This is a genomic window from Martelella lutilitoris (assembly GCF_005924265.1).
Taxonomy (GTDB): Bacteria; Pseudomonadota; Alphaproteobacteria; order Rhizobiales; family Rhizobiaceae; genus Martelella; species Martelella lutilitoris.
In genome coordinates, this window is the sequence record NZ_VCLB01000006.1 from 360,756 (window position 1) to 385,391 (window position 24,636).

Genomic DNA, 24,636 nt, shown 5'->3' on the forward strand with positions numbered 1-24,636 from the left:
CGGACCGCCAAACATTCGCTCTCGCCGGGAAGATCCGCCCGCCCTTGCGGCAATGGCAAATAAAAAACAGGCAATACGCGTAAAAATTAGACAATAGTCTCCATTGCGCAATTTTCAGGCAAATCAACTTGACAGTCATCGCATTGTCATCTATTGTCTCAAGTACAGTCTTTCGACTGTGAATACCCTCCTTGGGTGTTTCCTCCCTAGACTTAACCGCGCCCCGAGCGCGGTTTTTTTTGACTGCCGCCCCCGGATCCAAATGCACGGACTGCTTCACTCTGCGGCAAGACCGGCACTGTCTTCTCCATCGGCGAGAAAAGCCGCAAATTCCTGGATGAACAGCGTCAAGGCCTGTTTCAGCGCAATGAATTCCGGCTTTTTCACATAGCTCTGCTCGTCCGCGTAAAGCCTGCGCGAAACCTCGATCTGGATCGCATGGCAATCGGCGCCGGGGCGGCCGTAGTGCTCGGTAATGAAGCCGCCCGCATAAGGCTTGTTATAGGCGGTGACAAAGCCCATCCGCTCGAGGATCGAGATCGCCGCATAGGCGATGTCGCTGGAGGCGCTGGTGGAGAACCGGTCGCCGATGACGATATCGGGCTTGCGGCGGTGTCCGCCGACGGTCACGCCGCCGGGCATGGAATGACAGTCGATCAGCACAGCACGGCCGAACTGGCGCTTTGTCTCCTGCATCAGCTGCTTGAGGCTTTGGTGATAGGGACGGTAGATTTCCTCGATCCGTCTGAGCCCCGCGTCCGCATCGATCGGCCTGTCATAGATCGGCATGTTCTCCGCGACGATGCGCGGAATGGTGCCGAGACCGCCGGCGACGCGTATCGAGGTCGTGTTGACATGGGACGGCAGGGCGCCGGAAAACATGCGCGGGTCGAGCTCGAAGGGTTCGCGGTTGACGTCGAGGAAGGCGCGCGGAAAGAAGGCCCGTTGCAAAGGCGCGCCGAAGGCCGGCGCCATGGCGAACAGTTCATCAACGAAAAGATCTTCCGAGCGCCTGATCTCACGCGCGTCAAGCCGGGTCTCGGCCAGAAACGCCGCGCTGTAGACCCGGCCGGAATGGGGCGAGTTGAAAACCAGCGGCAGCAGTTGTCGCTCGGGGCGGATCACCTCGAAATGGCGCGCCTCGCCATCAAAACTGTCGTCTTTTCCGCCGGTCACTGTCACGTCCTTCATACAGCAGATTTACGCGGTCCGGCCCGCCCTGCCAAGGCCGTGGCCCGCGCAAGGCAAAGTTTGAGACCCTCTTTATTGCTTGTTTACGACATAGGGTCTATCAGACCGGTAAACGAGAAAGCCCCAAATGCGCCGATATGGTTGAGCCGATGGTACTGAAAATTCTTCTGGCGGAAGATGACGACGACATGCGCCGTTTCCTGGTGAAAGCGCTGGAAAAGGCCGGCTACCAGGTTGCCGCCTTTGACAATGGTGCCAGCGCCTATGACCGGCTGCGCGAAGAGCCCTTCTCGCTGCTTCTGACCGACATCGTCATGCCCGAGATGGATGGCATCGAGCTCGCCCGCCGGGCAACCGAGCTCGACCCCGATCTCAAGGTGATCTTCATCACCGGCTTTGCCGCCGTCGCGCTCAATGCCGATTCGGCAGCGCCCAAGGACGCCAAGGTGCTGTCCAAGCCCTTTCACCTGCGCGACCTGGTCGACGAGGTGGAAAAGGTTCTCGGCGCATAGGCCGGGCCGCAAGAGGGAAAGCGAAAGCCGACAAAAAAGCTTCAAAAACCAGTTGACGCGACCGCCAAAGTTTGGAATACACCGCGCCACGGATGGGCGTGTAGCTCAGCGGGAGAGCACTACGTTGACATCGTAGGGGTCACAAGTTCGATCCTTGTCACGCCCACCATCCCGTTTTCATGAAAGGCTTTCGACCGTGTCGGAGGCCTTTTTTGTTTTGGGGGCCGTCTGACAGGCGGCATCTTTGTTTTGTCGCAAGTCTCAGCGATCGCCCTGCCTCTTCCGGTCGACCAGCGCGCAAATGTCGCCTTTGGCGCTACGACGAAAGAAGAAAACAACTTGCGGATGGTTGAACCTTTTGGCGCGGCAGCGTTTTAGTGCAACCGGGAACCGAGAAGACGCATTCCGTCCGGCGTTCGCGGAGGCTTGAACCGAAACGACGCCCGGCTCGCTCATTAAAGATTCTTCCGGCCCGGTCAAGACGCCCAGAACCATGATACGCTTGCGGCGGAGCGAGCCCGGAGGGCCCGCATCGTCGGGCCAGAGCCGGCTCAGACCCGGCGAGCCCTTGCGCGTCGACCTCACGACTGAGAATAGAGATCTGGAGACGAAGCACATGGACGACCAATTCGAGACCGGAGCAGCAAGGCGATGGCTCCAGAGCCTCTCGCTCAGGGCCTGGCTCGTCTTCGGCTTTCTGCTCGCCCTGTTGCCGGTGCTTGTCTTCTCGGTGGTCTGGTACACGCAATATCGCCAGCAGGTGGCCGAGCCCTTCCGCCATGTGCTGCACACCCAGCACCGGGTCCTCGTCTCGCTCGAACGAATCCAGTCCAATCTCTGGGACATCGCCGCTTCGGTCAACGATTACGCCAATGAGGGCGACGAGCATTACCGCAGCGCTTTCGAGGCGGCGGAGCGCGACATCGCGACCCATCTGCGCGATCTCGAGCAGACCACCGGCGCCTACCCGGCCTTTGCCCCGATCCTTAAGGGCGTGGAGCAGCAATGGGCGCAGCTGCTCGAGGTTGCCGCCCGCGTCGAACCTTCGGGCGGCAATGTCGATCCGACGCTGAAGCGCTTTGAAAGCGTGATCGCGGAGACCGGCAAGCGGGTCGAGGATATCGCCGAGACCATGCGGCTGATGAACGAGGAGAGCCATGCGCGCGCCCTTGAGGTGATGCGACGCCTGGAGATTTTCGCCATCATCGCCGGCCTCCTCGCCGTTCTCTTCGCAACAGCCGGCATCTTCATCATCGACCAGGCGCTGATCCGCAGTACCGACAAGCTGGTCGAAGGCGCAATGCGGGTCGCCGACGGCAAGCGCGACCGCGAGATCGATGTGCGCGTGCCGCCGGAGCTTGCCTCCGTCGCCCAGGCTTTCAACGCTATGCTGAAGCAGATTGTCCTGCAGGAGGAAAGGCTTGCCGCCGCCGCGCGCGCCGACGGGCTGACCGGGCTCGACAACCGCCGCGAATTCGACCGCGCGCTCGACGCCCACATCCAGACCGCGCGCGAGACCAACCAGCCCTTTGCCCTGCTTCTGATCGATGTCGACCACTTCAAGGCCTTCAACGACACACATGGCCATCTGGCCGGCGACGACGTGTTGCGCCAGGTGGCCGCGGTTCTGGCGCGAAGCGCCCGCTCCGCGGATCGCGCCTACCGCTATGGCGGCGAGGAGTTCGTGATGATCATGCCGGGACTGCGCGCCTACGAGGCCGCGGCGCTCGCAGAGCGCATCCGCAAGGCGATCGCCGAACACGTCATGATCCTGCCGAACGGCAGTGAGAATCATCTCACGGTCAGCATCGGAATCTCCGTCTTCAACCCGCAGGCCAGCCAGCCGGATATCGTTGATTTGGCGGACAAGGCGCTCTACACGGCAAAGACCGAGGGGCGCAACCGGGTGAAGCTCACCGCTTAGCGCATCGGCCCGAAAATCGGAATCGGTTTTCGGAAAGCACGATGCGCAGATTCAATAGGTTAGAGCGTCCCTTGAGCGTCTGAATGGTCAACCTCCTGAAAGCTCACAGCGGTTTTGTACCGCCACGGTGTGCCGATTGGCGCGATCTGAGATCGGCATGTCATGGAAGAACGATGAGGCGTTTCTCACGAATGGCGAGGCTGGCGTGGGGGCAACGACGATGACCCGATGAGGTCAAGGCTCGCATTGTTTCGGAAAGCCCGCAGCCCGGCGTTACGATCAGCCGTGCCGGAGCCTGAACGACACCGTTCGTGCAGATACGGCACGCTTTTCTTGGGACGGCGGGTCACGATGACACGGAATTGAGCTGGGATCACATCCAGTCTTTCCGACACATCCTCGCCGATCCAATGCAGGCAAGCGCTTCCTCGTCTGCTTCGATGCAGAAGGCTGCTTTCATTGTGAACGAAAGCCGCCATGAGAGCGCCCGGACGCTGGACCAGTCCACAACGGCGCAGGAGTAGGGATAGATTTTGTGCCCAGTTGCCGGTTTCGGCGTGATCGGGCGACATTGGCTCGCCTCAATCCCCATCTTCTTCATCAGCGCGGCGATTTGCAACCGCCCAGTTTGCCAGCCCTTCGCCTCCCAAAAACGCTTGCAACATCCTGCTTTCTGCAAATGGGTCATCGAAACGCAGTTTGCCAATTCGACGCATCAGAAGCCGGATCGGCGTCGAAAATTCAACTGTTGAACCGGAACGAACCACGCCCCGCGGAGGCTGCCAACGGGGTTTGACAGATAACGCTGGTTGCGGGGGCAGGATTTGGACACTGTTTTGCTCCAACCCGATACATCGCTCGGCACCGCTCGTCAGAAATATGACATCATCTGCAAACGTGGATGGCATAAGGGCTAGGACGAATCGACATTCACCGGATCCAGATGGTGATTGCAGCAAGGTGAGCAAATCCCTCGAAGTGACGCCTTCGCCTGTCATATCGCGCGGCGAAACGTCGGCAGTGCTTGAGCCGATTGAAGCAATGTTCGATGCTGTTGCGATGTCGGTAGGCTTCCGTGTCGTGGGGAATGATCATCTTGCGTGAACGGTTCGAGGGGATGACCGCCTCGGCCTTCATGTCGGCAATCGTCTCACGCACGGCATTGCTGTCATAGGCTTTATCAGCAAGAACAGTGGAGGCGGACTGCCCTTCCAAAAGAGCTTCGGCCTGGGTGCAGTCGCCAACCTGTCCGGCGGTGACGATGAGGCGTACCGGGCGACCGAGCGTGGTCGGCCAGCATATGGATCTTGGTGGTCAGTCCGCCTCGGGAACGCCCCTACGCCTGATCCTTTGCCCCCTTTTCCGCTTGCCGCCCGCTGATGGGCGCGGACGATGGTACCGTCGATCATCAGATACTGGTTGTCGCGGTCGGCAACAAGACATCGAACACCCGCGCCCAAACGCCAGCGTGGCACCAGCGGCTGAAGTGTTCTGGTGCCGCGCATCCGGGTGAAGAAGTCGGCTTCCATATTGCACTCCACCTCCACCGACAGGGATGGCGCCATATCCATGTCGATGGTCTTCTGGATCGGCGGCATGCCGCGGCGCACCTGCATTTCGATCGGAACGGACAGTGAAATATGCACCCCGACATCGCGCGCTCACGCCCAGGCGGCATCGGACATGCCGGTCAAATGGATCAAGAGATGCTTGTCGGTGTCGCGCGGGATCAGCTTATCCAGTGTCTCACGCATGCCGAGCGAGCCGACGATTGAAGGTCGACCCGTCGCGATACTTGTCGAAGCAAACCGCTGACAGTCGCTGCCGTTCAGGCATCAATGAGCGTGACGCATTGTCCTTTCCCGGCCGGCGTCAGCCGATGACAAGGCCGAGCCCCGCTGCTGCGAGAACGCTCCAGATGGCGTAGAGCACCTTGATGCGGGAAACGCGGCCGCCGAGCAGGCTGCCGAAGGCCAACCCGCAAAGCATGGCGGGAAGGCACCAGATGATCAGGTGCAGGGTTTCCGTCCGCGCATAGTAGCCCGTGCTTAAGAACCATGAGAACCGGCAAACGCCGATACTCAGGATGAACAGGCTGATCGATGCCCTGAACGTCCTGTGATCCGGCAAACGCCGCGTGAGATAGACAGAATAGATCGGACCGCCGGTACCGAACAGTGCGGTAAAAATACCGCCGGACAGACCTGCAGGGATTGCCCAGCGGCTCGATACGGGACCGCCGGCCGCCCGCCTGAGAAAGTTCCAGCCGGAATAGGCAATCAGGAAAACGCCGAGCGTCAGCCGCAAGGCGCGCTCCGGCGCATAGTGGAAGACCATAAGCCCGAGCACGATACCGACCGCGCAAAAGGGCGCAAGCCGGGCCAGTTCAGCAAAGTCCGCCGATTTTCGGCCACGCACGCCGACGAGGAAGCCGGCCAGAATATCGAGCACCTGCATCACCGGCGAAGCGGTGGTGATCGGCATAAAGAAGGCGAGTAACGGCAGCGCGGTGATGGTTGAACCGAAACCCGTCAGCCCGTAGACGGCATAGCCGAGAAAGATGACCGGCGCCGCCAGAAGGAACGCATCCGGTTGCTCGAGCATGGCTCAGCGACTGGATGCTTCAGGCGGCGCGTCGTTCAGGATCATCACGCAGTCCACCACGCGCGGCCCGCTCTTGCCGACAAGCACGGGGTTGAGATCCAGTTCAAGAAGACGCGGCGCCATCGCATCCGCCCATTGAGACAGCTTCGCCAGCAGTTCGGCGATCTCGTCGCGGTCGACGGCCGGCTTGCCGCGCACGCCGTCGAGGATCGCGCCCATCCGCAGTTCCGAAAGCATGAGGGCGGCCTCATGGCGGTCAAAGGGTGCCTTGCGGAAGGTGACATCCTTCAGCACCTCCACGAGCACGCCGCCAAGACCGACCATGACGATCATGCCGAAAACCGGATCGCGGCTCACGCCGACGACGAGTTCGACATGACCTTGCGACATCTCCTGAACAAGGATGCCGGAAAGGCGGGCCTTCGGCATGTTCTCCTTCGCCCGCGACACCAGTGCCCGGTACCCCTCTCGGATCGCGGCTTCGCTGTCGACGCCGAGAATGAGGCCTCCCATGTCCGACTTGTGCAGGATATCGGGTGATTCGACCTTCAGAGCGACAGCGCCGCCATTCCCGCGCCACAGGGCGACGGCAGCATCCTCGTCTCCGGCAAGCGCGACGTTGGCCATCGGAATGCCGGCGGCGGCAAGGAGAGCGGATGCCTCGACCGTCGGCTGGACGCCGCTTGGGGCCGTGGGCATGGGCGGCGAGAGGCGTGACTTTTCCGGGCCGACGTCGGCTTTCCGCTTGCTTTGCCCGTAGCGCGCGAGTGCTGCTGCGGCCTCGACCGCCCGTTCTCCGGCGGAAAACACCGGAATGCCGAGCGCTCCCAACCCCTTCACTGCCGTCTCTGGCGCGGCGACCCAGCAGACCAGGAACGGTTTTTCCGTGCTGTCCCTGATCTCGGCGAATATCTTCAACAGCGCGTCGACATGGCCGGTCATGAGTTGCAGCCAGACGATTGCGACATCAATTGCGGGATCGTCGAGCATGGCAACGACAGATTCACTCAAGAGTTCCGGCCGGGCAACAAACTGACCGGTCACATCGACCGGATTTCCGGCAGCGCCGAAGGCCGGCATTACCGATGCGAGTTTTGCTTGGGTTTGTGTGCCGAGATGGGGAACGGAAAGCCCGACCTCCTCCGCGCGATCCGCCATCATCACGCCGGCGCCGCCCGATTGCGTGGCGATGCCGAGCCCGTTTCCGCCGGCGCGGCGCGGCTGGCAGAATACCTCCATCATGTCCAGCATCTGCTCCTCGTTGCGCGCGCGAAGGATGCCATATTGCCGGGCCACCGCATCGAAAACCGCATCGGAGACCGCCAGCGCCCCGGTGTGCGAGGCGGCGGCGCGCGCGCCGGATTCCATTCGCCCGACCTTGGTCAGAATGAGCGGTTTGCCGAGTGCGCGACAGTTCTGCGCAAGCTTCACCAGCGCCTCGCCATCGGAAATTCCCTCAAGGTAACCGGCGGCGACCTTGACGCGCGGATCCTCGACGACCGCCATCATCAACTCGGCAAAGTCGAGGTCGGCCTGGTTCCCGGTGTTGACGAAGTAGCCAAGACCCAGCCCGCGCCTGCGCGCCAGCGCCGCGATCGCCGTGCCGAAAGCGCCGGACTGGGTGACGAAGGCGACCGGGCCCGCCCCGGTCTCGCCGTCCGCATACTGGCTGAACGTGGCATAGACGTTTTCAAAGGCGTTGATGAAGCCGAGGCAGTTGGGACCGAGCAGGATCACGCGGGCCGCTTTCGCCGTGTCCGCGAGTTCCCGTTCAAGCGCCTTGCCGTCCGGCCCCATCTCGCCGAAGCCGGAACTGAAGATGACCGCTGCGCGGGTGCCTTTCCTCCCCAGTTGCAGAACGCAATCGCAGACGAGCGCCGCCGGCAACGCGATGATCGCCAGATCGGCGGCATGCGGAAGCGAGGCGATATCGGGATAACAGGCAAGCCCCGCGATCTCACGGTATTTCGGGTTTACCGGAAGGATCTCGCCGCCATAGCCCTTCTCGATCAGGTGTTTGAGCGGACGCCCGTTGACCTTGGAGAAATCGGCCGAAGCGCCGATGACGGCGACTGACCGCGGGTTGACGAGCTGTCGGATGACCGCCGCGCGGTCGGGGTTCATGAACGTCATGGTACTGACCCTAAAATGCCGGAATGTCGGTCTGCGCGCGCCCGAGAACGAGCGCGTGAATGTCGTGGGTGCCTTCGAGCGTGTTTACCGTTTCCAGGTTCATGAGGTGCCGAATAACGTGATACTCGTCGGAAATACCGTTGCCGCCGTGCATGTCGCGGGCCTGGCGCGCGATCTCCAGGGCCTTGCCGGCATTGTTTCGCTTCAGCAGCGAGACCATTTCCGGGCTGGCCTTGCCCTCGTCGCGCATCCGGCTGAGATGCAGACAGGAGACCAGGGCGAGCGTGATTTCGCTCTGCATGTCGGCCAGCTTCTTCTGGATGAGCTGGTTGGCGGCCAGCGGTCTGCCGAACTGCCGGCGCTCAAGCGCATAGTCGCGTGCGGCATGCCAGCAGAATTCGGCGGCCCCGACAGCCCCCCAGCAGATGCCGAAGCGGGCATTGTTGAGGCAGCTAAACGGCGCGCCGAAACCACGGGCCCCCGGAAGCCGGTTTTCATCGGGCACGAAAACATCATCCATGTGGATCTGGCCGGTCGGAGAGGCGCGAACCGAGAACTTGCCCTCTATCTTGCTCGTTGCCAGCCCCTCCATGCCGCGCTCGAGAATGAATCCGAGCAACGCGCCCTCATCGTCCTTGGCCCAGACCACCATGACATCGGCGATCGGCGCATGGGTGATCCAGGTCTTCGACCCCGTCAGCCGGAAGCCGCCATCCACCTTGCGCGCGCGGGACTGCATGCCCGAGGGATCGGAGCCGTGATCGGGCTCGGTCAGGCCGAAACATCCAAGCTTTTCCGCACGCGCCATCGCCGGCAGGAAGGTTTCGCGCTGGTGCTTTGATCCGTAGAGATAGATCGGGAGCATGCTGAGCGTGCTCTGCACGCCGAGCGCCGAGCGATAACTTGTGTCGACGCGCTCGAATTCGCGCGCAATCAGCCCATAGGCGACATAGCTGATCCCGGCGCAGCCAAAACCATCGATGGTCGCGCCGAGGAAGCCGAGTTCGGCCATTTCGGCCATGACCTCGATATCGAAGCGTTCGTGACGGTTTGCCTCCAAAATCCGGGGCATCAGGCGTTCCTGCGCATAGTCGCGGGCCGCGTCGCGGATCATGATCTCCTCGGAGGTGAGCAGGTCCTCAATCCGGAACGGATCCTCCCAGTCAAATCGGGCCCCCTTCATGCGCGCGCGATCAAGCACATCCGCCGGCGGTTGGTGATACGTCATCTGTTTCCCCCTCCTTCTTCTCGCACTGCTGGCCCGTCCTCCAGTCCCGCCTCAAAACCTGTCGCTTTCCGGCTGCGGGCCGAATTGCGGTTCCCGTTTTTCGAGAAACGCCGCCACGCCCTCCTTCTTGCCAGCAGAGGCAAGGCAGATCTGGAACCAGCGGTGCTCGTAATCGATGGCGTGATCAACGGTCATGTCGGCGCTGCGGGAGACGGTATCAATGACCGCGCGCACCGAAACAGGCGCCAGTTTTGACAGGCGATCGGCCAGCGCCTCAATCGCGCCGTCGAAAGCATCCCCATCCACGACCCAATCGAGGATACCGAAACGCTCGGCTTCAGAAGCATCGATCCGTTCGCCCAGCAGGATCATCCGCATGGCGCGACCGCGTCCGACAAGGCGGGTCAGCCGGGCCGTGCCGCCATTAGCAGGCAGGATTCCGATTCTCGTCTCCGGCAACCCCACAACTGCGTTGGCAGACGCGATGCGCAAATGGCAGGCAAGCGCCAGTTCCAGCCCGCCGCCGAGCGCAAACCCGTCAATCGCGGCGACTGTCGGAAAAGGAGCGGTTTCAAGTTTGCGGGCAAGCAGGCGGCGGGCGCCGAAATCGATTTCGCTCCACTGCGTTCGCTTCTGCATTTCGCGGAGATCGGCGCCTGCGGCAAAGGCTTTTCCGCCGGCGCCGCGCACAACGAGAACCCGGGTGTCCGCAGAAAGCCGAGAGACTGCATCAAGCGCCTCCGAGATCAGATGATTGTTGAGCGCGTTCAGCACATCGGGCCGGTTGAAGGTCAGATATGCCTTGGGACCGTCCTGCCGGAATCTGATTGTCTCATACTCTGCCATATGCCTGCCTTTGGAAACTGGCCCGGATCACCGGCACGTTCATAAAACCACCCGATAATCTGTCATCTTGACGCTCCGGTTCCCGACAGACCGTCAACGGGAATTTCACCGGCGCTCAAAGCAGCTATCAGGTCGAGGTAAAAACAGTCCAATTTATTTTGGGCAGAATGATTATTCACAAATTGAATAATACTGGCATCACACGCCTTAAAGCGACTCACATAGCGCGATCAGGTGATTGCGCAGCCACCGATGCGCCGGGTCTGTTTTGAACGTATCGTGCCAGATCAGGAAAACAGGAAATTTCGGCGTTCGGACCGGCGGCGTATAGGTCTTCAGGCGAAAATGATCGGCATAGATATAGGCCATGCGACGCGGAAGCGTTGCCAGAAGGTTGGAACGCTGCACCACGGTCGGCATCGAAAGAAAATGCGGGACCGTCAGGGCAATCTTCCGTTTCAGTCCGCGCTTGTCGAGCGCCAGATCGATCATCGGACGGGATTTGCGCCGCGGCGTGATGACCGCATGCTGGAGCGCAAGATAGGTCTCCAGGGAAAGCTGCTCGCCGATCGCCGGATGATCGATCCGCGAGAGCGTGACGAGGTCTTCCGTCAGCACGCACCGGCTTTCAAAGCCGTCTCCGCGCAGGGCGAAATAATCGAGCGCGAGATCGACCGTACCCTCCCTCAGCTCCCGGGTCAGCGACGAACTCAATTCAGGGCGGATCTGGATGTGAATGCCGGGCGCGGCCTCGGCAAGCCAGTCGATGAAACGCGGGATCAGGACGGTCTCGCCATAATCCTCGACCGCGATCACGAATTCCCGGCTGGACTGGGAGTGATCGAAAGTCTCGTCGCTGCGAAACCCGCGTTCCAGCAGCTCCAGCGCCTGGCTTATGGGATCGCGCAGCGACTTGGCGCGGGCTGTCGGCACCATGCCGCTGCCCTCCCGCTTGAAAAGCGGATCTTCCAACGCATGCCTCAGTCGCGCCAAGGCATTGGAAACGGCAGGCTGGGACAGGTTGAGCCGCAATGCCGCCCGCGAGATGCTGCGCTCCGAATAGATCGCGTCGAAGATGAGTAGCAGGTTGAGATCCATCGATCGAAGATTCATCACGCCTCTCAGTGGCAATACCAGAATATTCACAAGATCAATATTTTCTATCATCTATAGAAACTAGACAAATACAAGCCGCCTGCGCACCCTGACGCCTGAAATACGGGCTGCCTGCAAAAAGGGCAGACCTGGGAGGAGACAAAATGCGCGGAAAAGTGGCTATCGTCGGCTATGGCAGAACGCCATACAGCCGGGTGAAACCCGGCGAGCAGGTTTATACGGTTGATGAGTATATCGCCTGGGCGGCGGAACTGGCGCTGGAAAGTGCCGGCATGTCGAAATCCGATTTCGATGGCCAGGGCCTCGGCGTTTCGCACGCCGAAGTCGCTCACACCGTGAACTGGTCGGCGGCAACGGCGGAAAACCTTGGGATCAGTCCCAACGCCCTGATCCGCGGCGACCAGGGCGGCTGTTCGGCCACGTCGATGCTGATCCGCGCCGCTGCACTGATCGATGCCGGCGTCATCGACCGGGCGTTGATTGTCGGTGCCGACACGCCGCTTTCCATGCCCTCGATCGCACCCGGACTGCCGCTTTCGCCGGAACGCACGCGCGGTGTCTTCTGGGATTTTCAGGGGCCGTTCGGGGTGATGGGGGCCACGGCCCAGTTCGCCCTCGTGCTGCGTCGTTACATGCATGAACATGAGGTGACTCCCGAGCAGCTCGGCAAGGTCGCGGTTTCAAACCGCTATCATGCCTCGCTTAATCCGGGCGCCATCTACCGCAAGCCTTATACGCTTGATGACTATCTCGGCTCACGCATGCTTTCCGACCCGATCAGACTCTTCGACTGCGTGCCGATCGTCAATGGCGGCCTGGCCTTCATCGTGACGTCGGCCGAAACAGCAAGATCGATCACCGACAGGCCCGTCCACGTTCTGGGTTTCGGAGAGACCAACAATTTCTACGCCGGTTCGAAAGTGTTTCCCGATGTGACGGTGACCGGATTTTCGCAATCGGCACCGCGCGCCATGGAGATGGCCGGGGTGACGCATGACGACATCGACTTCCTGCAGCCCTATGACGATTACCCCTTCATTTCGATGATGACGATCGAGGATTGGGGCTTCTGCAAGAAGGGTGAAGGCGGCCGTTTCATTGAGGAACACGATCTTCATTTCGACGGAGACTTCCCGCTCTCCACAGACGGCGGCCAGCTCTCCGGCGGTCAACCGGGCGGCGCCAATGGCGGTTTCATGCCGCTGGTCGAGGGCGTGGCCCAGCTTCGCGGAGAAGCCGACGGACGCCAGGTCAGGGATGCAACGGTCGGCGCGGTCTGCGGTTTCGGCGGCATACCCTACGGCCGCCCCGGCCGCAGTTGCATCTCAGTCATTCTCGGATCGGAGGCCTGAACCATGAACGCTTTGCCGAAAAAGCCACTGCCCGAGATTTCCGACCTGACGCGCCCGTTTTGGACGGCGGCGCGCGAGGGGCGGCTCGTCATGCAGAAATGTCCGCGCTGCGGCACGGTTAATTTCCAGCCAAAACCATGGTGCATCGAATGTGGAGAACGCGCACTGGAGTGGGCTAAAATGCCATCCGAGGGCACCGTCTACTCCTACACGATCTCGCATTCCGTCGCCATGAACTATCTCGGCTGGCAGGAGGAGCTGCCGGTGGTGATGTGCCTCATCGACATTGATGACGGCGCCAGAATGTATGCCCAACTCACCGATATTGTCGCGGAGGACGTACATGTCGGAATGCGGGTACGGGTCTATTTCGAGGAGATCAGCAAGGAGGCGGGTATCCCGAAATTCAGGCCGGCATAAAAGACTGGGCGACGGTCCGGACGCCTTCGGCAATCGCCATCCGGACGGGGGAATGAAACTCTGGGAGGAGAACAGTTATGCACAAGTCAGCCAATGCCAAAGTCCGCGGGATCACTGCGGCGGTTTTCGCCTGCGGGCTACTGTCTTTCGGCGCCGGCGCTGCATCGGCGCAGGACCAGACCGACATCAGCCTGATCAGCGCCCCCTTCGGGACGGGATCCTATGTCATGGGATCGGCGCTTGAGGAGATTTCGAAGAAGAACGGCAACGGCGTTCGGATTACCCACACCGAAAGCCCCGGCTTTGTCTTCAACATCAAGAAGCTCGACGCTGAACCTGACCTGAAGGCCAGCACGATCGTGGGCTCCGGCGGCGGCGTCCTGGGGCTTGCAGAAGCCGGCGATACGCCCTTCGACAAGGCCTATGAACCCCTCAAGCTGATCGCCAACTACAATCTGAACTCGAGCTGGCTTGCCACGCTCGATCCCGACATCAAGACCATTGAGGACCTGAAAGGCAAGAAGATCGCCGTCGGCCGCCGGGCACAGATCAACTGGGCGATCCAACCGGTGGCGATCTTGAAGGATGGCTACGGCTTTACCGATGACGATATCGACATCGAGTATGTCGGAACGCAGGAGGCGGTGAATGCCCTTCTCGACGGCACGGCGGATGCCGCCGTTGTCGGCGGATATATCGATCCGGTAAGCGACCGTGTGATGATGAGTCCGCAGACCATTGAATTCCTCGCCTCCGGGCGCAAGCCGCATCACCTGCAATGGGGCGCTGAACAGGTCGCCAAGGCCCGCGATGCCGGCATCAGCATGGCCAACGCGACAATCCCGGCCGGCGCCGATCCGTCGATTACCGAACCGATGGAGGGTTTTGCCGACAGCGTTGCCTGGATGGTCGCACCCGAATTTCCCGATGAGGAAGCCTATCAGGTGACCAAACTCATTCTGGAGAATATCGACCAGTTCGGCGAATACCAGGCCACCGGCAAGCTGATGTCGCCCGAAGGCATGATCTATGGCTGGGACGTGGAGGATATCCACCCCGGCGCCCTTCGTGCCTATCGCGAGGCTGGCCTGATCAAATAACCGGCTGCGTCACGGGAAAGGGCGACCGATCATCCGGAACGCGTCGCCTTTTCCCACGCTGAGGCAAGGATGAACACCCGCCCCTGGAGCCTTTGGCGTTTCTGGAAACGCAAGAGCGCTCTCACTGTTTGTTTGATGCATTCTCGCGAATGCCAGGCGGCCTGGCCTGACCGCGAAATGCTCTATTGGAGCCCGACGTCATGCGGTTGAGATTATTGGACGGAGCCCTCGTCCTCTCCGGACTGGCCATGTTCGGCTACCAGATGTTGACAACCCAGTATCTTTTCCTGGGGTCCTACGAGCATCAGGCCGTGCATCTCGCCTTCATCTTCCTGCTTCTGTTTCTTTATCAGGCGCGCCAGTCGAAGGCGCGGATCGGCATGGTGCTCAATCTCACCCTCGCAGCACTCGGCGTTGCCGCGTCCGGCTATGTTCTTGCCAATATGGTCCACCTGGAAGAAGTGTTCGGATTTCCCGATCCCATGGACGTCGCCGTCGGTGTCGTTCTGATCGGCCTTGTGGTGATTGCCACCCGCGCCGCATGGGGCTGGACGCTTCCGATCGTCGCTGCGATTTTCGTGGCCTATTTTCTGTGGGGTGACGGGCTGCCCGGCCACCTCTACCACCGTCCGTTCAATTTCGACTATGTCGTTTCCTATCTCAGCATCGGTCTATCGGGCATTTTCGGCCAGTTTCTGGGCATATCCGCAAATCAGGTCTTCCTGTTCGTGGTCTTCGGCTCGCTGCTCGGCATCATCAAGGTGAATGATTTCTTCCTGGAAGCCGGAAAGATCGCCGGCAAGGCCTTTCGCGGCGGGCCGGGCCAGACGGCTGTGGTCTCGAGCGGCTTTATCGGCATGATCTCGGGCGCCGCCGTTGCCAATGTCGCCGTCACCGGCGCCTTTACCATTCCCTACATGAAACAGGTCGGCTACAAGCCGCAGCATGCCGGCGCCATCGAGGCTGCCGCATCTACGGGCGGCCAGCTCATGCCGCCGGTCATGGGGGCCGCGGCCTTTTTGATGGCGTCGTTCCTGGGCGTTTCCTACGATGCGGTGATGCTCGCCGGCATCCTGCCCGCTGTCCTTTATTTCTGGGGTGTGATGCTCGGGGTGCAGTTCCTCGCCGTCCGCTTCGACATCAAGGCACCGCTCGAGCGCGTCGACTACCGAAAGCTCATGCGCCGGCTGCCGCTGTTCGGCCTGCCGCTTGCCGTTCTGATCACATTGCTGATCATGCAGTACAGTCCGGCAAAATCGGCCTTCTGGGCGATCCTCCTGGCCATTGGTCTGTCCTATATCGATCCACAGACGCGCCCGCGCCCGATGGAACTTGTCAAGAGCATTGCCGGCGGTGCGCTGATCGGGGCGCAGATCGGGATTTCGCTCGCGATCGTGGGCATGATTGCCCAGACCTTGATCACAACCGGCCTCGGCAACAAGATCGCGGGTCTCGTCGAGATCCTGAGCGCAGGCAATCTGTTGATCGGGCTCGCCCTGACCATGGTCGTCTCGATCATTCTGGGATGCGGCGTGCCGACGAGCGCTGCCTATACGCTAGTCGCTATCGTGGTGATCCCGTCGGTCATCAAGATGGGCGTAGATCCGATGGCTGCTCACTTCTTCTCGTTCTATTTTGCGGTAATCTCATCCCTGACGCCGCCCGTGGCGCTTGCAGCACTGGCCGGGGCGGGAATTGCCGGAGCGCCCTATTTCAAGACGGCGCTCTCGGCCGCCAAGCTCGCAATCTCCGGTTTCATCATTCCCTTTCTGATCATCTTCAACCCGCTTTTGACCTTCAACCCGGTCAACTGGGTCTGGGGACTCGGCACGGTCATCGCCGTGCCTCTCGGCATGACCGCGCTGACGGCGGCCATTTATGGCTGCGGGCTCACGGTATTTTCCCTTCGCGAACGGATCCTCGCTTCAGCCGCCGCCGCCCTCATGCTGGGCTATTCGGGTTTCCGTCATGTTGACGGCCTGCCGCTCGAATATCCGATGCTGGCACTCGGGGCATTTGCCTTCATCGCGGTTCTGGTCTCCCAGATCCGCACAAGCCGGGCGAACAGCCAGCCGGCCGCACTCCGGTTCCAGAACGGATGATCGCCGCTATCCTCGAAACGTCCTGATCTGAACCCAGTATCCTCCGGGCTTTCAGGGCTCAGGTCAAAACCCGAAGATCACTCGAAGCCGTCCGGTCGCCGGCTGCGGCGGAGATCCGGCTCCCAATTTCTGTCAACCGGTCCCGAAAAGCCAAGTGAGCCTGCCCTCCGTAAAATGCATTGGGAGATATATAGGCGGCGATGGCTTCTGACCTGTGCATAGCCCCGCGTTTCATAGACACCCTCGGTTTAGATTTAGCGCTGTCGTTCGAACTCTACGGGCGACAGCATGCCGTTGCGGGCGTGTTTGCGTTTAGGGTTGTAGAACATCTCGATGCAATCGAACACATCTCTTCTGGCGTCTTCGCGTGAGTGATAGACCTGTCGACGTATTCGTTCTCGCTTCAGTAGATTGAAGAAGCTCTCGACGACCGCATTGTCGTGGCAGTTTCCCCGGCGGCTTACCGAAATCGGCCTGCGCATGGCCTGACGGATGAGAAAGCGGAACGAAGACGTCCTGGCAGCGCTGTTCCCGCTCGCGAGTTGAGATTTACAGCCTGTCGGGAAAGATCGGTGTAACAAACGGATTTTTGATACTTTTTCATCGGGAGACAAGGCGCCCTCAGCCGGATTCGCTAGACGAAACGACACGGGCGCGCATGGCGCGACGATCTTCGGCGCCTGCCAGGCCCTCAGCACCAACCTCACGGCCTGCATCTCGCCCAACGGATCGGGATCGGGCGGCGGCTTTTCGGGTGGCGCATTCTCCGGCGGTGGCGGCTGGTAAATCAAGCCGCCACCGAAAACGTCGCAAGTGAGGTCGTGCAGGCCTTGATAATAGACTAAAAGCGGACCTCGAAATGGTCCCCCATATCGGGTTCCTCGTCTTTCACCTTGGCCTTTGCGATCTGGATGGCAAACCCGATCGCACCCTTGGTGGCCCAGACTTCGGCGAAGTCCGGCGTGAACCGGATCAGCCGGATGTCGGGATCGTCGATGCCGTCGAACCAGCTCGAAGCAATCGGGTTCCAGAGCTCCTCAAGCTTTTCCCGGTCCTGGACCACCTCGGAGCGACCTTCCACGCGGGCGTGCATCTCGCCATTGCCCGTGACAATCAGCGAGCTCTCGCTTTCGCCTGCCTCAATCGCCTTCACCAGCTCGGTGCCCTTCGCGGTGATGAACCAGATCACCCCTTCCTTGTCGTCGGGGTAGGGCGACATCGGCACATGGCGGGCCGATCCAATGCCCAGCATCGCGGCGCGGACATCGTCCATTTCTTTCCAGAATTCGGATTTTGACATTGTTTTCTCCTTTGGGGAGTAAACGTATTCCGCCTTAAAAAGTTGCCAGACGATTTTTATGTCGCGGACTTCTTCGCGATGTTGAGGATCTTCGACTGCGTGATTTTTTCATATCATCAATGCCGAACTCCCGGCCAATGCCAGATTGTTTCGCTCCGCCATAGGGCGTGTCGAGGTGCTTGTCGACCCGGACCGGTCCGAAGAAGCTCAGCGTCGCTTGGCTTCGGCGTGGATCTTGCGGGCGTCGTTGACCAGTTCCACCGCGTCGGGGCCCCACATCATGCGCAGGAAATAGCGCTCGAACGGCGGCTGCTGCACCAGCCAGACCAGCGGAAGAAGCGCCACCCTTGCGGCCAGGACCTTCTTTTCCTGGCGCGGGGTCAGGCCGCTGTTCTTGCGCGTCTTGCCGGAGACGGCGGCCATTGCAAGCATCTTGAATAGACCCTCCTGGAAGAACAGCTGGAACTTCACCTTCCGCTGCGAGGGATGAGCGTTCTTCTTGATCGACTCCATCCACAGCGTGTGGAAGTTCTCGCCCGTTGCCGGAATGGTCGCCAGCGTCTTGGTGACGCCGAACAGATCGTCGTATTTCGCATAAAGCTTTTTCAGGTCCGCCATCGATTTCGGCAGCTCTTCCTCGTCATGCGGAAACAGCTTGCAGTACTCGCTGACCTCCGCGATGTAGCGGTCCCGGCGTTCCGGCGTGAGCCGTCCGGTGCGCCTGAACCCCTTGAAGCCGAGGCGTTCGTAGACCCAGAGCATCGAGTGCATCTCGGTCAGTGCCGCCCACATGGAATCCCGCGGCGAGTTGGCCTGATAGCCGCCGAGTTCCGGATGGCCGACATCGATGACGTCGCCCGCGACCTTCTCGTGAACGCGGATGAGGTGCTGGGCGACGCGCGTGGCGGTATCCCTGTCGCCAAGCCACATCGGCGCGTGGATGCCGGAGTTTCTCTGGCCGCGATCGAAGACGTCGAACAGGGTCAGTTCACCGCGATGCGCCTTCTTCGAGATCGGGTCCCAGTCGCGGACGCCGGCCACGACCGGCTTGTAGGTCAGCTGCAGGATGAACTGCGCCGGTGACTGAAAGACGATCACCGCCGGGTGGAGAAGCACGTCCCAGGCGACCGAGCCGGGGCCGAAGACACCCCGGGCCGCCGGTTCTTCCGCTTTCTTCGCAACGGTGGGGATGCCGTGGCGCCGCCAGCGCTTCGCGCTGCCGCGCAGGCGCTCGCGGCTCACCAGCAGGTTGGGATTTGTCACTGTTGTTTGATCGGTGGTGGTCATATCTTCCTCCTAACATTCCCGGCCGGGAATAAAGGTAATCCTCACACTTGAGTTTTGTCAATATGATTCTTCCGGGGTATGCGCAGCGCCCTTGCGGTATTGAAAAGCGTGCGGGATAAGGGCCATCACCAACGTGCAATACGAACGGGCAAGACAGGCATGACGGCAGCGGGGAAAGACGAGGGCGGACGGCGGAAACGGCGTCCGGGAAAAAGGGCGGGTCTTGACGTCGATCAGATCATTGCGGCGGCCAAAACGCTTCCGCTGGAGGCGCTTTCCATGCAGTCGCTCGCCGATGTGCTGAAGGTGGACCGAAAGGCGCTGCACTATCACGTCAAGGATCGCCAGTCGTTGTTCGAGCTTCTCGCGCGTCACACCTTTTCCGAACGCCTGATGCAGACCCGGGTGCGCGAAGCCGCGGACTGGAAGGACGCGTGCCGGATTTACGCGCGCGATCTGGCGGACAGTGCTGCAGGGCTTGCCGAGCTGGTGGATTATCTCTGGTTCGGCGACCTGATGAACGATCTGCCGCTGGAACCCGTCGAAACCATGTTCAGGCATCTCAACGAGGGGGGCTTCACCGACGAAGACGCCATCCGCCTGATGACGGTGCTCTCCACGCTTTGCCTCGGACATGCGCGCGACCTGGCACAGGCGCAAAAGGAAGTCGCCCGGACGCGAAGCCAACTTTTGAAATCCGCCCTCGGGGCGCAGACGGATCACAGCTTTCCCAACCTCGAGCGCATCGCCTCCCGCGGTGTTGATACCTACAGCGCCGACCAGCTTGCCTTCAGCATCGCGCTCATTATCGCGGGCGCGGAGGATAGACTGCGCACCGCCGGGAGGCGCTGAGGGTGGATTTGGGGACGGCCCGGGGCCTTCCCGGAGGTCAACAGGTTCTATCGTTCACGGATAAGGCAGGCTTCGCTGCCTTCGTTGCCCGCTGGGTTAAAGAAACGCCCGTTCGAAAAAATTTTCCCATTCGGGGACAAGATCGACATCGTCGGGCGTTCTGAGCCAACGCAGTTGCAATCCATCCATGGCGGCGAGGATCTGGCGGGACATATGTATCGCTTCGTCATTTTCAGGCATCGCCCGCCGGAACAGGGAAAGCGCCATTGTCTCGCGGTCCTGGAAATAGGCATGGGCCGGATGCGACGGTTCGAGCGCCTCGGCATTGAGAACGCTGTAAAGCCGCACGATTTCGGGCTGTCCCGCATTGCGGGTGATCAGCGCCGTACACAGTTCCCGCAGTGAAACCGGCAATGGCGTGCGCTCGATATCGCCGCGCTCTATGCCGAGCAACCGCGCCAGAGCAACGAAATCGGCCTCGTCGCGATATTCCAGAACGGCGATCAGCAGCTTTGCCTTGCTGGAAAAATGATGCAGCACGCCGGCTTCCGTGATCCCGCACATGATGGCGACGTCTCTCAGCGTCACACCCCAGAAACCACGCTCGGCGATCAACACCGTCGCGGTCTCCAGAATCTGGATCCGGCGCTGCTGCACAGGCATTCGTTCGCGTGCATGTTTGGGCGGAGCGGCGGGACGACGGGACACGGCAAAGGCTTTCGGTGAGAATTGATTTGAACCCGGTTTAGCATAGCCCGAGACCTGAAGCGATCACCTCATTTTTCACTTTACTAAATACCTACTAAGTACTAGATAGTGAGCGTTCAACTTTTCTATGGGAGGAAAACATGAACGATCACAACACATCACTTGAGAATGAAACCTTTTCCGGCGCGGTCGAAATCGTCCGCAACGGAGGCGACGCAGAGGCTGAAGCGCGCAGGCTCTTTGGCCTTTTGACACCTGCGGAACAGCTATCCCTGCTCGACGGCGACCAGCCGTTCTGGGAAGGCATGCTCAGCCTGGCGACGGAAGGCTACAATATCTATCCCTATGTCATGGGGGCCGTGGACCGGCTGGGCATTCCGGGCCTGCGTTTTGCCGACGGTCCGCGTGGCTCGGTTCTCGGCCAGTCGACCTGCTTTCCCGTCTCCATGGCGCGCGGCGCCACCTGGGACGTGACGCTTGAAGAAAAGGTCGGGACGGTCATCGGTCGCGAGATCCGCGCGCTTGGCGCCAATTTCTTCGGCGGCGTCTGCATCAACCTGCCGCGTCATCCCGCCTGGGGACGCGTTCAGGAAACCTATTCCGACCAGTCGGTCATTCTCGGCGAAATGGGGGCGGCGCTCGCACGCGGCATTCAGGGCAACGCCATGGCCTGCGTGAAGCATTTTGCGCTCAACAGCATGGAAAATGCCCGCTTCTCGGTCGATGTCACGATCGATCAGAAGGACCTGCACGAAACCTTCCTGCCGCACTTCAAGCGCGTCATCGACGAAGGCGCCTTCGCGGTCATGAGTTCCTATAATTCGGTCAATGGCACATGGTCCGGCCAGAACGCCGATCTCCTGACGGCAACCCTGCGCGATACCTGGCATTTCGAGGGCGTGGTCATTACCGACTTCATCTGGGGCATGCGCGATGGCGGGCTGGCGCTCGCCGCGGGTCTCGATGTCGAAGCGCCTTTGTGCCAGCAGCGCGGCGCCCATCTGGAAGACGATCTGAAATCCGGCAAATGCGACTGGAGCCATGTCGAGCGCGCGGGGCTTCGCATTCTCGCAACGCAGTTGCGCCATTATGCAACGCGCGACCCGTCAGATCCGGACGAAAACCTCGTCGTCTCAAGCGATCATGTGGCACTCGCCCGTGAAGCGGCCGAACGCTCGATGGTGCTGTTGCGCAATGAGGCCGTTGACGGCGCACCGGTTCTGCCGCTCGCTCCGGAAAACCTGTCCTCTGTCGCGGTTGTCGGCCGGCTTTGCGACACCGCGAATACCGGCGACCATGGTTCGTCCGATGTGCGGGCCCCTTATGTCGTCACCCCGCTTGCCGGCATTGAAAAGGCGCTTGGCGGCTCGAACGTCACGCTGCGTTCCGATGGCAGCGGCGATGCCGCCCGTTCGGCGGCTCTGGCGGGCGATTGCGATGCCGCCATCGTCGTCGTCGGCTATACGTCAGCCGATGAAGGCGAGTTCGTCGACGGTTCGGTCGCATCGCGCGCGGATCTTCTCGCACTCTATCCCGGGCCGACATCCGATGCCGAGCGCAAGGACCGCGATGCTGTTTTGAAAGCCATGGGCGGCGGCGTCAGCGTTGTCGGCGGCGGCAATGCAGGCGGCGACCGGCATTCGCTGGAACTGCTTGCCGAAGATGTTGCGATGATCAAGGCCGTCGCCGCGGTGAACCCACGCACGATCGTGGTGATCGAAACGGCCGGCGCTGTCATCATCAAGGCGTGGAAGGAACTCGTGCCCGGCATCCTGCTCGGCTGGTATTCCGGCATGGAAGGCGGCAACGCCCTTGCGGACCTGATCTTCGGGCGCAAGAACCCGTCGGGTCGCCTGCCTTATCCGATCCCTGCCGACGCCAGCGATACGCCCTATTTCGACAAGGATGCCACGGCCATCACCTACGATCACTGGTACGGTCACAGGCTGATGCAGAAAAACGGCGTGGAGGCGGATTTCCCGCTCGGTTTCGGCCTGTCCTACACCACCTATGCGCTGAGTGACCTCGATGCCGCGCTGGTCGGTGAAGGGGCTTTGCGCGCGACCGTTTCGGTTTCCAATACCGGAAACATGGATGGCCACCAGGTCGTGCAGCTTTATGGCACGCGCCTTGAGGGCGACCGTGCCGGAGAGCGTGAGCTTCTGGGCTTCACGGTCGTCTTCGTTGAAGCGGGCAAGACGCAGAAGGCCGAGATCGAAGCGTCACTGCAACCGCTCAACCGATGGGATGAAAAGGCGCGCACATTCGTCCAGCCTGCCGGCTCCGTCCGGCTCGAGGCGGCATTCTGCTGGGGCGACCCCGAAGCCCTGTCAACCACCATCAATGTCAAGGGCGCCTGAACGCCGTTCAGCGCCATTGTCCGGCCCGCCGCCGGGTGCGTCTCTCTTTCCCGGCCTGGCGGCGTGGTTGACCCTTTCGGAGTTTACCCATGACCAACCTGTCACAAGCACAAAATGAGGCTGCATGGTCGGCAACGATCAGCGACCGGCAGCAGCCAAAGATCCCCTATCGCCTCGGCGCCGCGCTTTGCGCCGGCGTCCTCCTCTGGCTCGGCCCGTATTATGGCACCGCGACCGTGCTGCTGCCCGCGCGCGTCGCGGTCATCGATCCGGCCAACAAGGCCAATATCGTCGCCATGCTCTCGGTTTCGGCCATGATTGTCGCAACCGTCGCCAATATCCTGATCGGCGCGTTCTCCGATCTGACCCGTTCCGTCCTGGGCCGCAGAACGCCGTGGCTGATCGTCGGTTCGGTCGGCTCGGCAGCAACGCTTCTCATCATGGGACGCACGGAGAGCGTCGCGCTGCTTCTCTTCGAGTGGTGCGTGTTCCAGGTCTTCCTGAATGCAATCGTCGCGCCGCTTCTGGCCGTTATCTCAGATCGCATCGCACCGGCCCATCGCGGTACGATCTCGTCGATCTATGCCTTCGGCTTCACCCTTGGCATCTATGGCGGCCAGTTCATCAATGCCCGCTTTCTGGGGGACGTCACCTTCGGCTTCAACATGATGGCGATTGCCATTCTGCTTTCCGGGCCGGTCGCCGCGCTGCTGATGCGGGAGCGCTCCAGCAAGCCGATGCCAAAGCGCCAGTTCAGCCGTGAGATGGTGCTCGACAATTTCAGCGTTCCGCGCCGCAATGCCCGCGACTACTATCTCGCCCTGTTCGGCAAGCTGACGATCATGACGGCCACCTTCGCCATTCAGGGCTACCAGCTCTACATTCTGACGGACTATCTGAAAATCACTGAGGACGATGTCGGGCGCCAGCTCGGCACGATCTCGATCATCCTGATGATCACCGCGCTGGCGATGGCCGTGGTCGCCGGGCCGGTCTCCGACAGGATGGGCAGCCGAAAGGTCCCCGTCATGCTGGCCGGCCTTCTGGTCGCAATCGGCGCATTGGTGCCGTTCTTCTCGGTTCAGCCGTGGACGATGCTCGTCTATGCGCTGATCTCGGGTCTCGGCAGCGGCATTTTCAACTCCGTCGATCAGGCGCTGAATGTCGAAGTGCTCCCGAATGCGGAAACGGCGGCCAAGGATCTCGGCGTTCTCAACCTGGCCAATACCGGCGGCCAGGTGCTCGGCCCGGCGATTGCCGCCATGGCGATCTCGGTGGCCGGTTATCAGATGATCTTCCCGATGGTCGCCGTCGTCTCGGTCCTCGGCGTGATCATGATCGGCCTGATCCGGTCCGTTCGCTGAGCCGACGATATTCGCAGAAGAACGAGACCCATCCAACGGTTGGGTCTCGGCGCTGGATAGATCGGGTGCGGCCTGACCTGGGTCATCTGCCAGCCGCGGACGATCGTGATCCCCTTCGTGAGTAATTCGGACACGGCGATTTCGTCAGCGCTGGCTAAACGCATGAAAAGGTGATGAAACCGGCCTGGTACGCATCCGTTTCAGCGCTCTGAAAGAGAGAAGAGCATGATGATATGC

Annotated in this window: 20 protein-coding genes, 1 tRNA gene and 3 pseudogenes; 11 read left to right on the top strand and 13 right to left on the bottom strand. The window is 61.0% G+C overall.

Features of this window, described 5'->3' with window-relative positions; all coding sequences use genetic code 11:
• Positions 1–276: 276 nt before the first annotated feature.
• Positions 277–1,191, bottom strand: coding sequence for an N-formylglutamate amidohydrolase (locus FF124_RS12805; RefSeq protein ID WP_138748880.1), 915 nt, complete (start codon positions 1,189–1,191; stop codon positions 277–279).
• A gap of 149 nt (positions 1,192–1,340) precedes the next feature.
• Between FF124_RS12805 and cpdR the strand changes: the two genes are divergently transcribed.
• The 3 genes from cpdR (at position 1,341) to FF124_RS12820 (ending at position 3,627) form a co-directional block, all read left to right on the top strand.
• The gene (cpdR, locus tag FF124_RS12810; RefSeq protein WP_138748881.1) at positions 1,341–1,703 is read left to right on the top strand and encodes a cell cycle two-component system response regulator CpdR; all 363 of its coding nucleotides are present in this window, start codon (positions 1,341–1,343) and stop codon (positions 1,701–1,703) included.
• Positions 1,704–1,797: 94 nt separating this feature from the next.
• A tRNA-Val gene (locus tag FF124_RS12815) sits at positions 1,798–1,872 on the top strand.
• A gap of 447 nt (positions 1,873–2,319) precedes the next feature.
• Positions 2,320–3,627 carry a GGDEF domain-containing protein gene (locus FF124_RS12820; RefSeq protein ID WP_187326921.1) on the top strand — a complete coding sequence of 436 codons (1,308 nt, stop codon included), beginning with the start codon at positions 2,320–2,322 and terminating at the stop codon, positions 3,625–3,627.
• Positions 3,628–3,913: 286 nt separating this feature from the next.
• Here FF124_RS12820 and FF124_RS12825 read toward each other — a convergent pair.
• From FF124_RS12825 to FF124_RS12830, 3 genes and pseudogenes are all read right to left on the bottom strand, one after another.
• Positions 3,914–4,046, bottom strand: a pseudogene (locus tag FF124_RS12825) (IS66 family transposase zinc-finger binding domain-containing protein); the annotation flags it as partial.
• Positions 4,010–4,346, bottom strand: a pseudogene (locus FF124_RS20575) (IS3 family transposase); the annotation flags it as partial. The pseudogenes FF124_RS12825 and FF124_RS20575, both read right to left, overlap by 37 nt.
• A 211-nt stretch (positions 4,347–4,557) precedes the next feature.
• Complete coding sequence (locus FF124_RS12830; protein WP_138748920.1) at positions 4,558–4,929, bottom strand: IS5 family transposase; 372 nt, start codon at positions 4,927–4,929, stop codon at positions 4,558–4,560.
• Between the two features lie 77 nt (positions 4,930–5,006).
• Here FF124_RS12830 and FF124_RS20675 point away from each other — a divergent pair, with 77 nt between their 5' ends.
• On the top strand, positions 5,007–5,264 hold the full coding sequence (locus FF124_RS20675) for a hypothetical protein (protein ID WP_210237462.1): 258 nt from the start codon (positions 5,007–5,009) through the stop codon (positions 5,262–5,264).
• Positions 5,265–5,499: 235 nt separating this feature from the next.
• Here FF124_RS20675 and FF124_RS12840 read toward each other — a convergent pair whose 3' ends face one another.
• The 5 genes from FF124_RS12840 to FF124_RS12860 form a co-directional block, all read right to left on the bottom strand.
• Entirely contained in the window at positions 5,500–6,231 is a 732-nt protein-coding gene (locus FF124_RS12840; RefSeq protein WP_138748883.1) for a sulfite exporter TauE/SafE family protein, read from the bottom strand.
• A 3-nt stretch (positions 6,232–6,234) separates the two neighbouring features.
• Entirely contained in the window at positions 6,235–8,364 is a 2,130-nt protein-coding gene (locus tag FF124_RS12845) for an acetate--CoA ligase family protein (protein WP_138748884.1), read from the bottom strand.
• Positions 8,365–8,374: 10 nt separating this feature from the next.
• Positions 8,375–9,592 carry an acyl-CoA dehydrogenase gene (locus tag FF124_RS12850; RefSeq protein ID WP_246072407.1) on the bottom strand — a complete coding sequence of 406 codons (1,218 nt, stop codon included), beginning with the start codon at positions 9,590–9,592 and terminating at the stop codon, positions 8,375–8,377.
• A gap of 51 nt (positions 9,593–9,643) precedes the next feature.
• Positions 9,644–10,438 (bottom strand): enoyl-CoA hydratase/isomerase family protein, encoded by a 795-nt coding sequence (locus FF124_RS12855; RefSeq protein ID WP_138748885.1) that lies wholly within the window; start codon positions 10,436–10,438, stop codon positions 9,644–9,646.
• A 207-nt stretch (positions 10,439–10,645) separates the two neighbouring features.
• Positions 10,646–11,551 carry a LysR family transcriptional regulator gene (locus FF124_RS12860; protein WP_138748886.1) on the bottom strand — a complete coding sequence of 302 codons (906 nt, stop codon included), beginning with the start codon at positions 11,549–11,551 and terminating at the stop codon, positions 10,646–10,648.
• Positions 11,552–11,697: 146 nt separating this feature from the next.
• Here FF124_RS12860 and FF124_RS12865 point away from each other — a divergent pair, with 146 nt between their 5' ends.
• From FF124_RS12865 to FF124_RS12880, 4 genes are all read left to right on the top strand, one after another.
• On the top strand, positions 11,698–12,906 hold the full coding sequence (locus FF124_RS12865) for a thiolase family protein (RefSeq protein WP_138748887.1): 1,209 nt from the start codon (positions 11,698–11,700) through the stop codon (positions 12,904–12,906).
• Between the two features lie 3 nt (positions 12,907–12,909).
• Positions 12,910–13,326, top strand: a complete 417-nt coding sequence (locus FF124_RS12870) for a Zn-ribbon domain-containing OB-fold protein (protein WP_138748888.1) — start codon at positions 12,910–12,912, stop codon at positions 13,324–13,326.
• Between the two features lie 77 nt (positions 13,327–13,403).
• Positions 13,404–14,426, top strand: a complete 1,023-nt coding sequence (locus FF124_RS12875; protein WP_138748889.1) for a TAXI family TRAP transporter solute-binding subunit — start codon at positions 13,404–13,406, stop codon at positions 14,424–14,426.
• Positions 14,427–14,626: 200 nt separating this feature from the next.
• Entirely contained in the window at positions 14,627–16,528 is a 1,902-nt protein-coding gene (locus FF124_RS12880) for a TRAP transporter permease (RefSeq protein WP_138748890.1), read from the top strand.
• 254 nt (positions 16,529–16,782) lie between these two features.
• On the opposite strand, the pseudogene FF124_RS12885 reads toward FF124_RS12880, so the two are convergent.
• The 3 genes and pseudogenes from FF124_RS12885 to FF124_RS12895 form a co-directional block, all read right to left on the bottom strand.
• A pseudogene (locus FF124_RS12885) lies at positions 16,783–16,995 on the bottom strand (IS3 family transposase); the annotation flags it as partial.
• 374 nt (positions 16,996–17,369) lie between these two features.
• Entirely contained in the window at positions 17,370–17,828 is a 459-nt protein-coding gene (locus FF124_RS12890; protein WP_138748891.1) for a pyridoxamine 5'-phosphate oxidase family protein, read from the bottom strand.
• Positions 17,829–18,035: 207 nt separating this feature from the next.
• Positions 18,036–19,115, bottom strand: coding sequence for an oxygenase MpaB family protein (locus FF124_RS12895; RefSeq protein ID WP_138748892.1), 1,080 nt, complete (start codon positions 19,113–19,115; stop codon positions 18,036–18,038).
• A gap of 159 nt (positions 19,116–19,274) precedes the next feature.
• On the opposite strand from FF124_RS12895, the gene FF124_RS12900 reads away from it, so the two are divergent.
• Entirely contained in the window at positions 19,275–19,967 is a 693-nt protein-coding gene (locus FF124_RS12900) for a TetR/AcrR family transcriptional regulator C-terminal domain-containing protein (protein ID WP_210237463.1), read from the top strand.
• A 96-nt stretch (positions 19,968–20,063) separates the two neighbouring features.
• Here FF124_RS12900 and FF124_RS12905 read toward each other — a convergent pair whose 3' ends face one another.
• Positions 20,064–20,630: a TetR/AcrR family transcriptional regulator gene (locus FF124_RS12905; RefSeq protein ID WP_138748893.1), complete on the bottom strand. Its 567-nt coding sequence runs from the start codon at positions 20,628–20,630 to the stop codon at positions 20,064–20,066.
• A gap of 185 nt (positions 20,631–20,815) precedes the next feature.
• Here FF124_RS12905 and FF124_RS12910 point away from each other — a divergent pair, with 185 nt between their 5' ends.
• Both FF124_RS12910 and FF124_RS12915 read left to right on the top strand, forming a co-directional pair.
• Positions 20,816–23,035 (top strand): beta-glucosidase family protein, encoded by a 2,220-nt coding sequence (locus FF124_RS12910; RefSeq protein WP_138748894.1) that lies wholly within the window; start codon positions 20,816–20,818, stop codon positions 23,033–23,035.
• An 89-nt stretch (positions 23,036–23,124) separates the two neighbouring features.
• Positions 23,125–24,399 carry an MFS transporter gene (locus tag FF124_RS12915; RefSeq protein WP_138748895.1) on the top strand — a complete coding sequence of 425 codons (1,275 nt, stop codon included), beginning with the start codon at positions 23,125–23,127 and terminating at the stop codon, positions 24,397–24,399.
• Positions 24,400–24,636 lie beyond the last annotated feature (237 nt).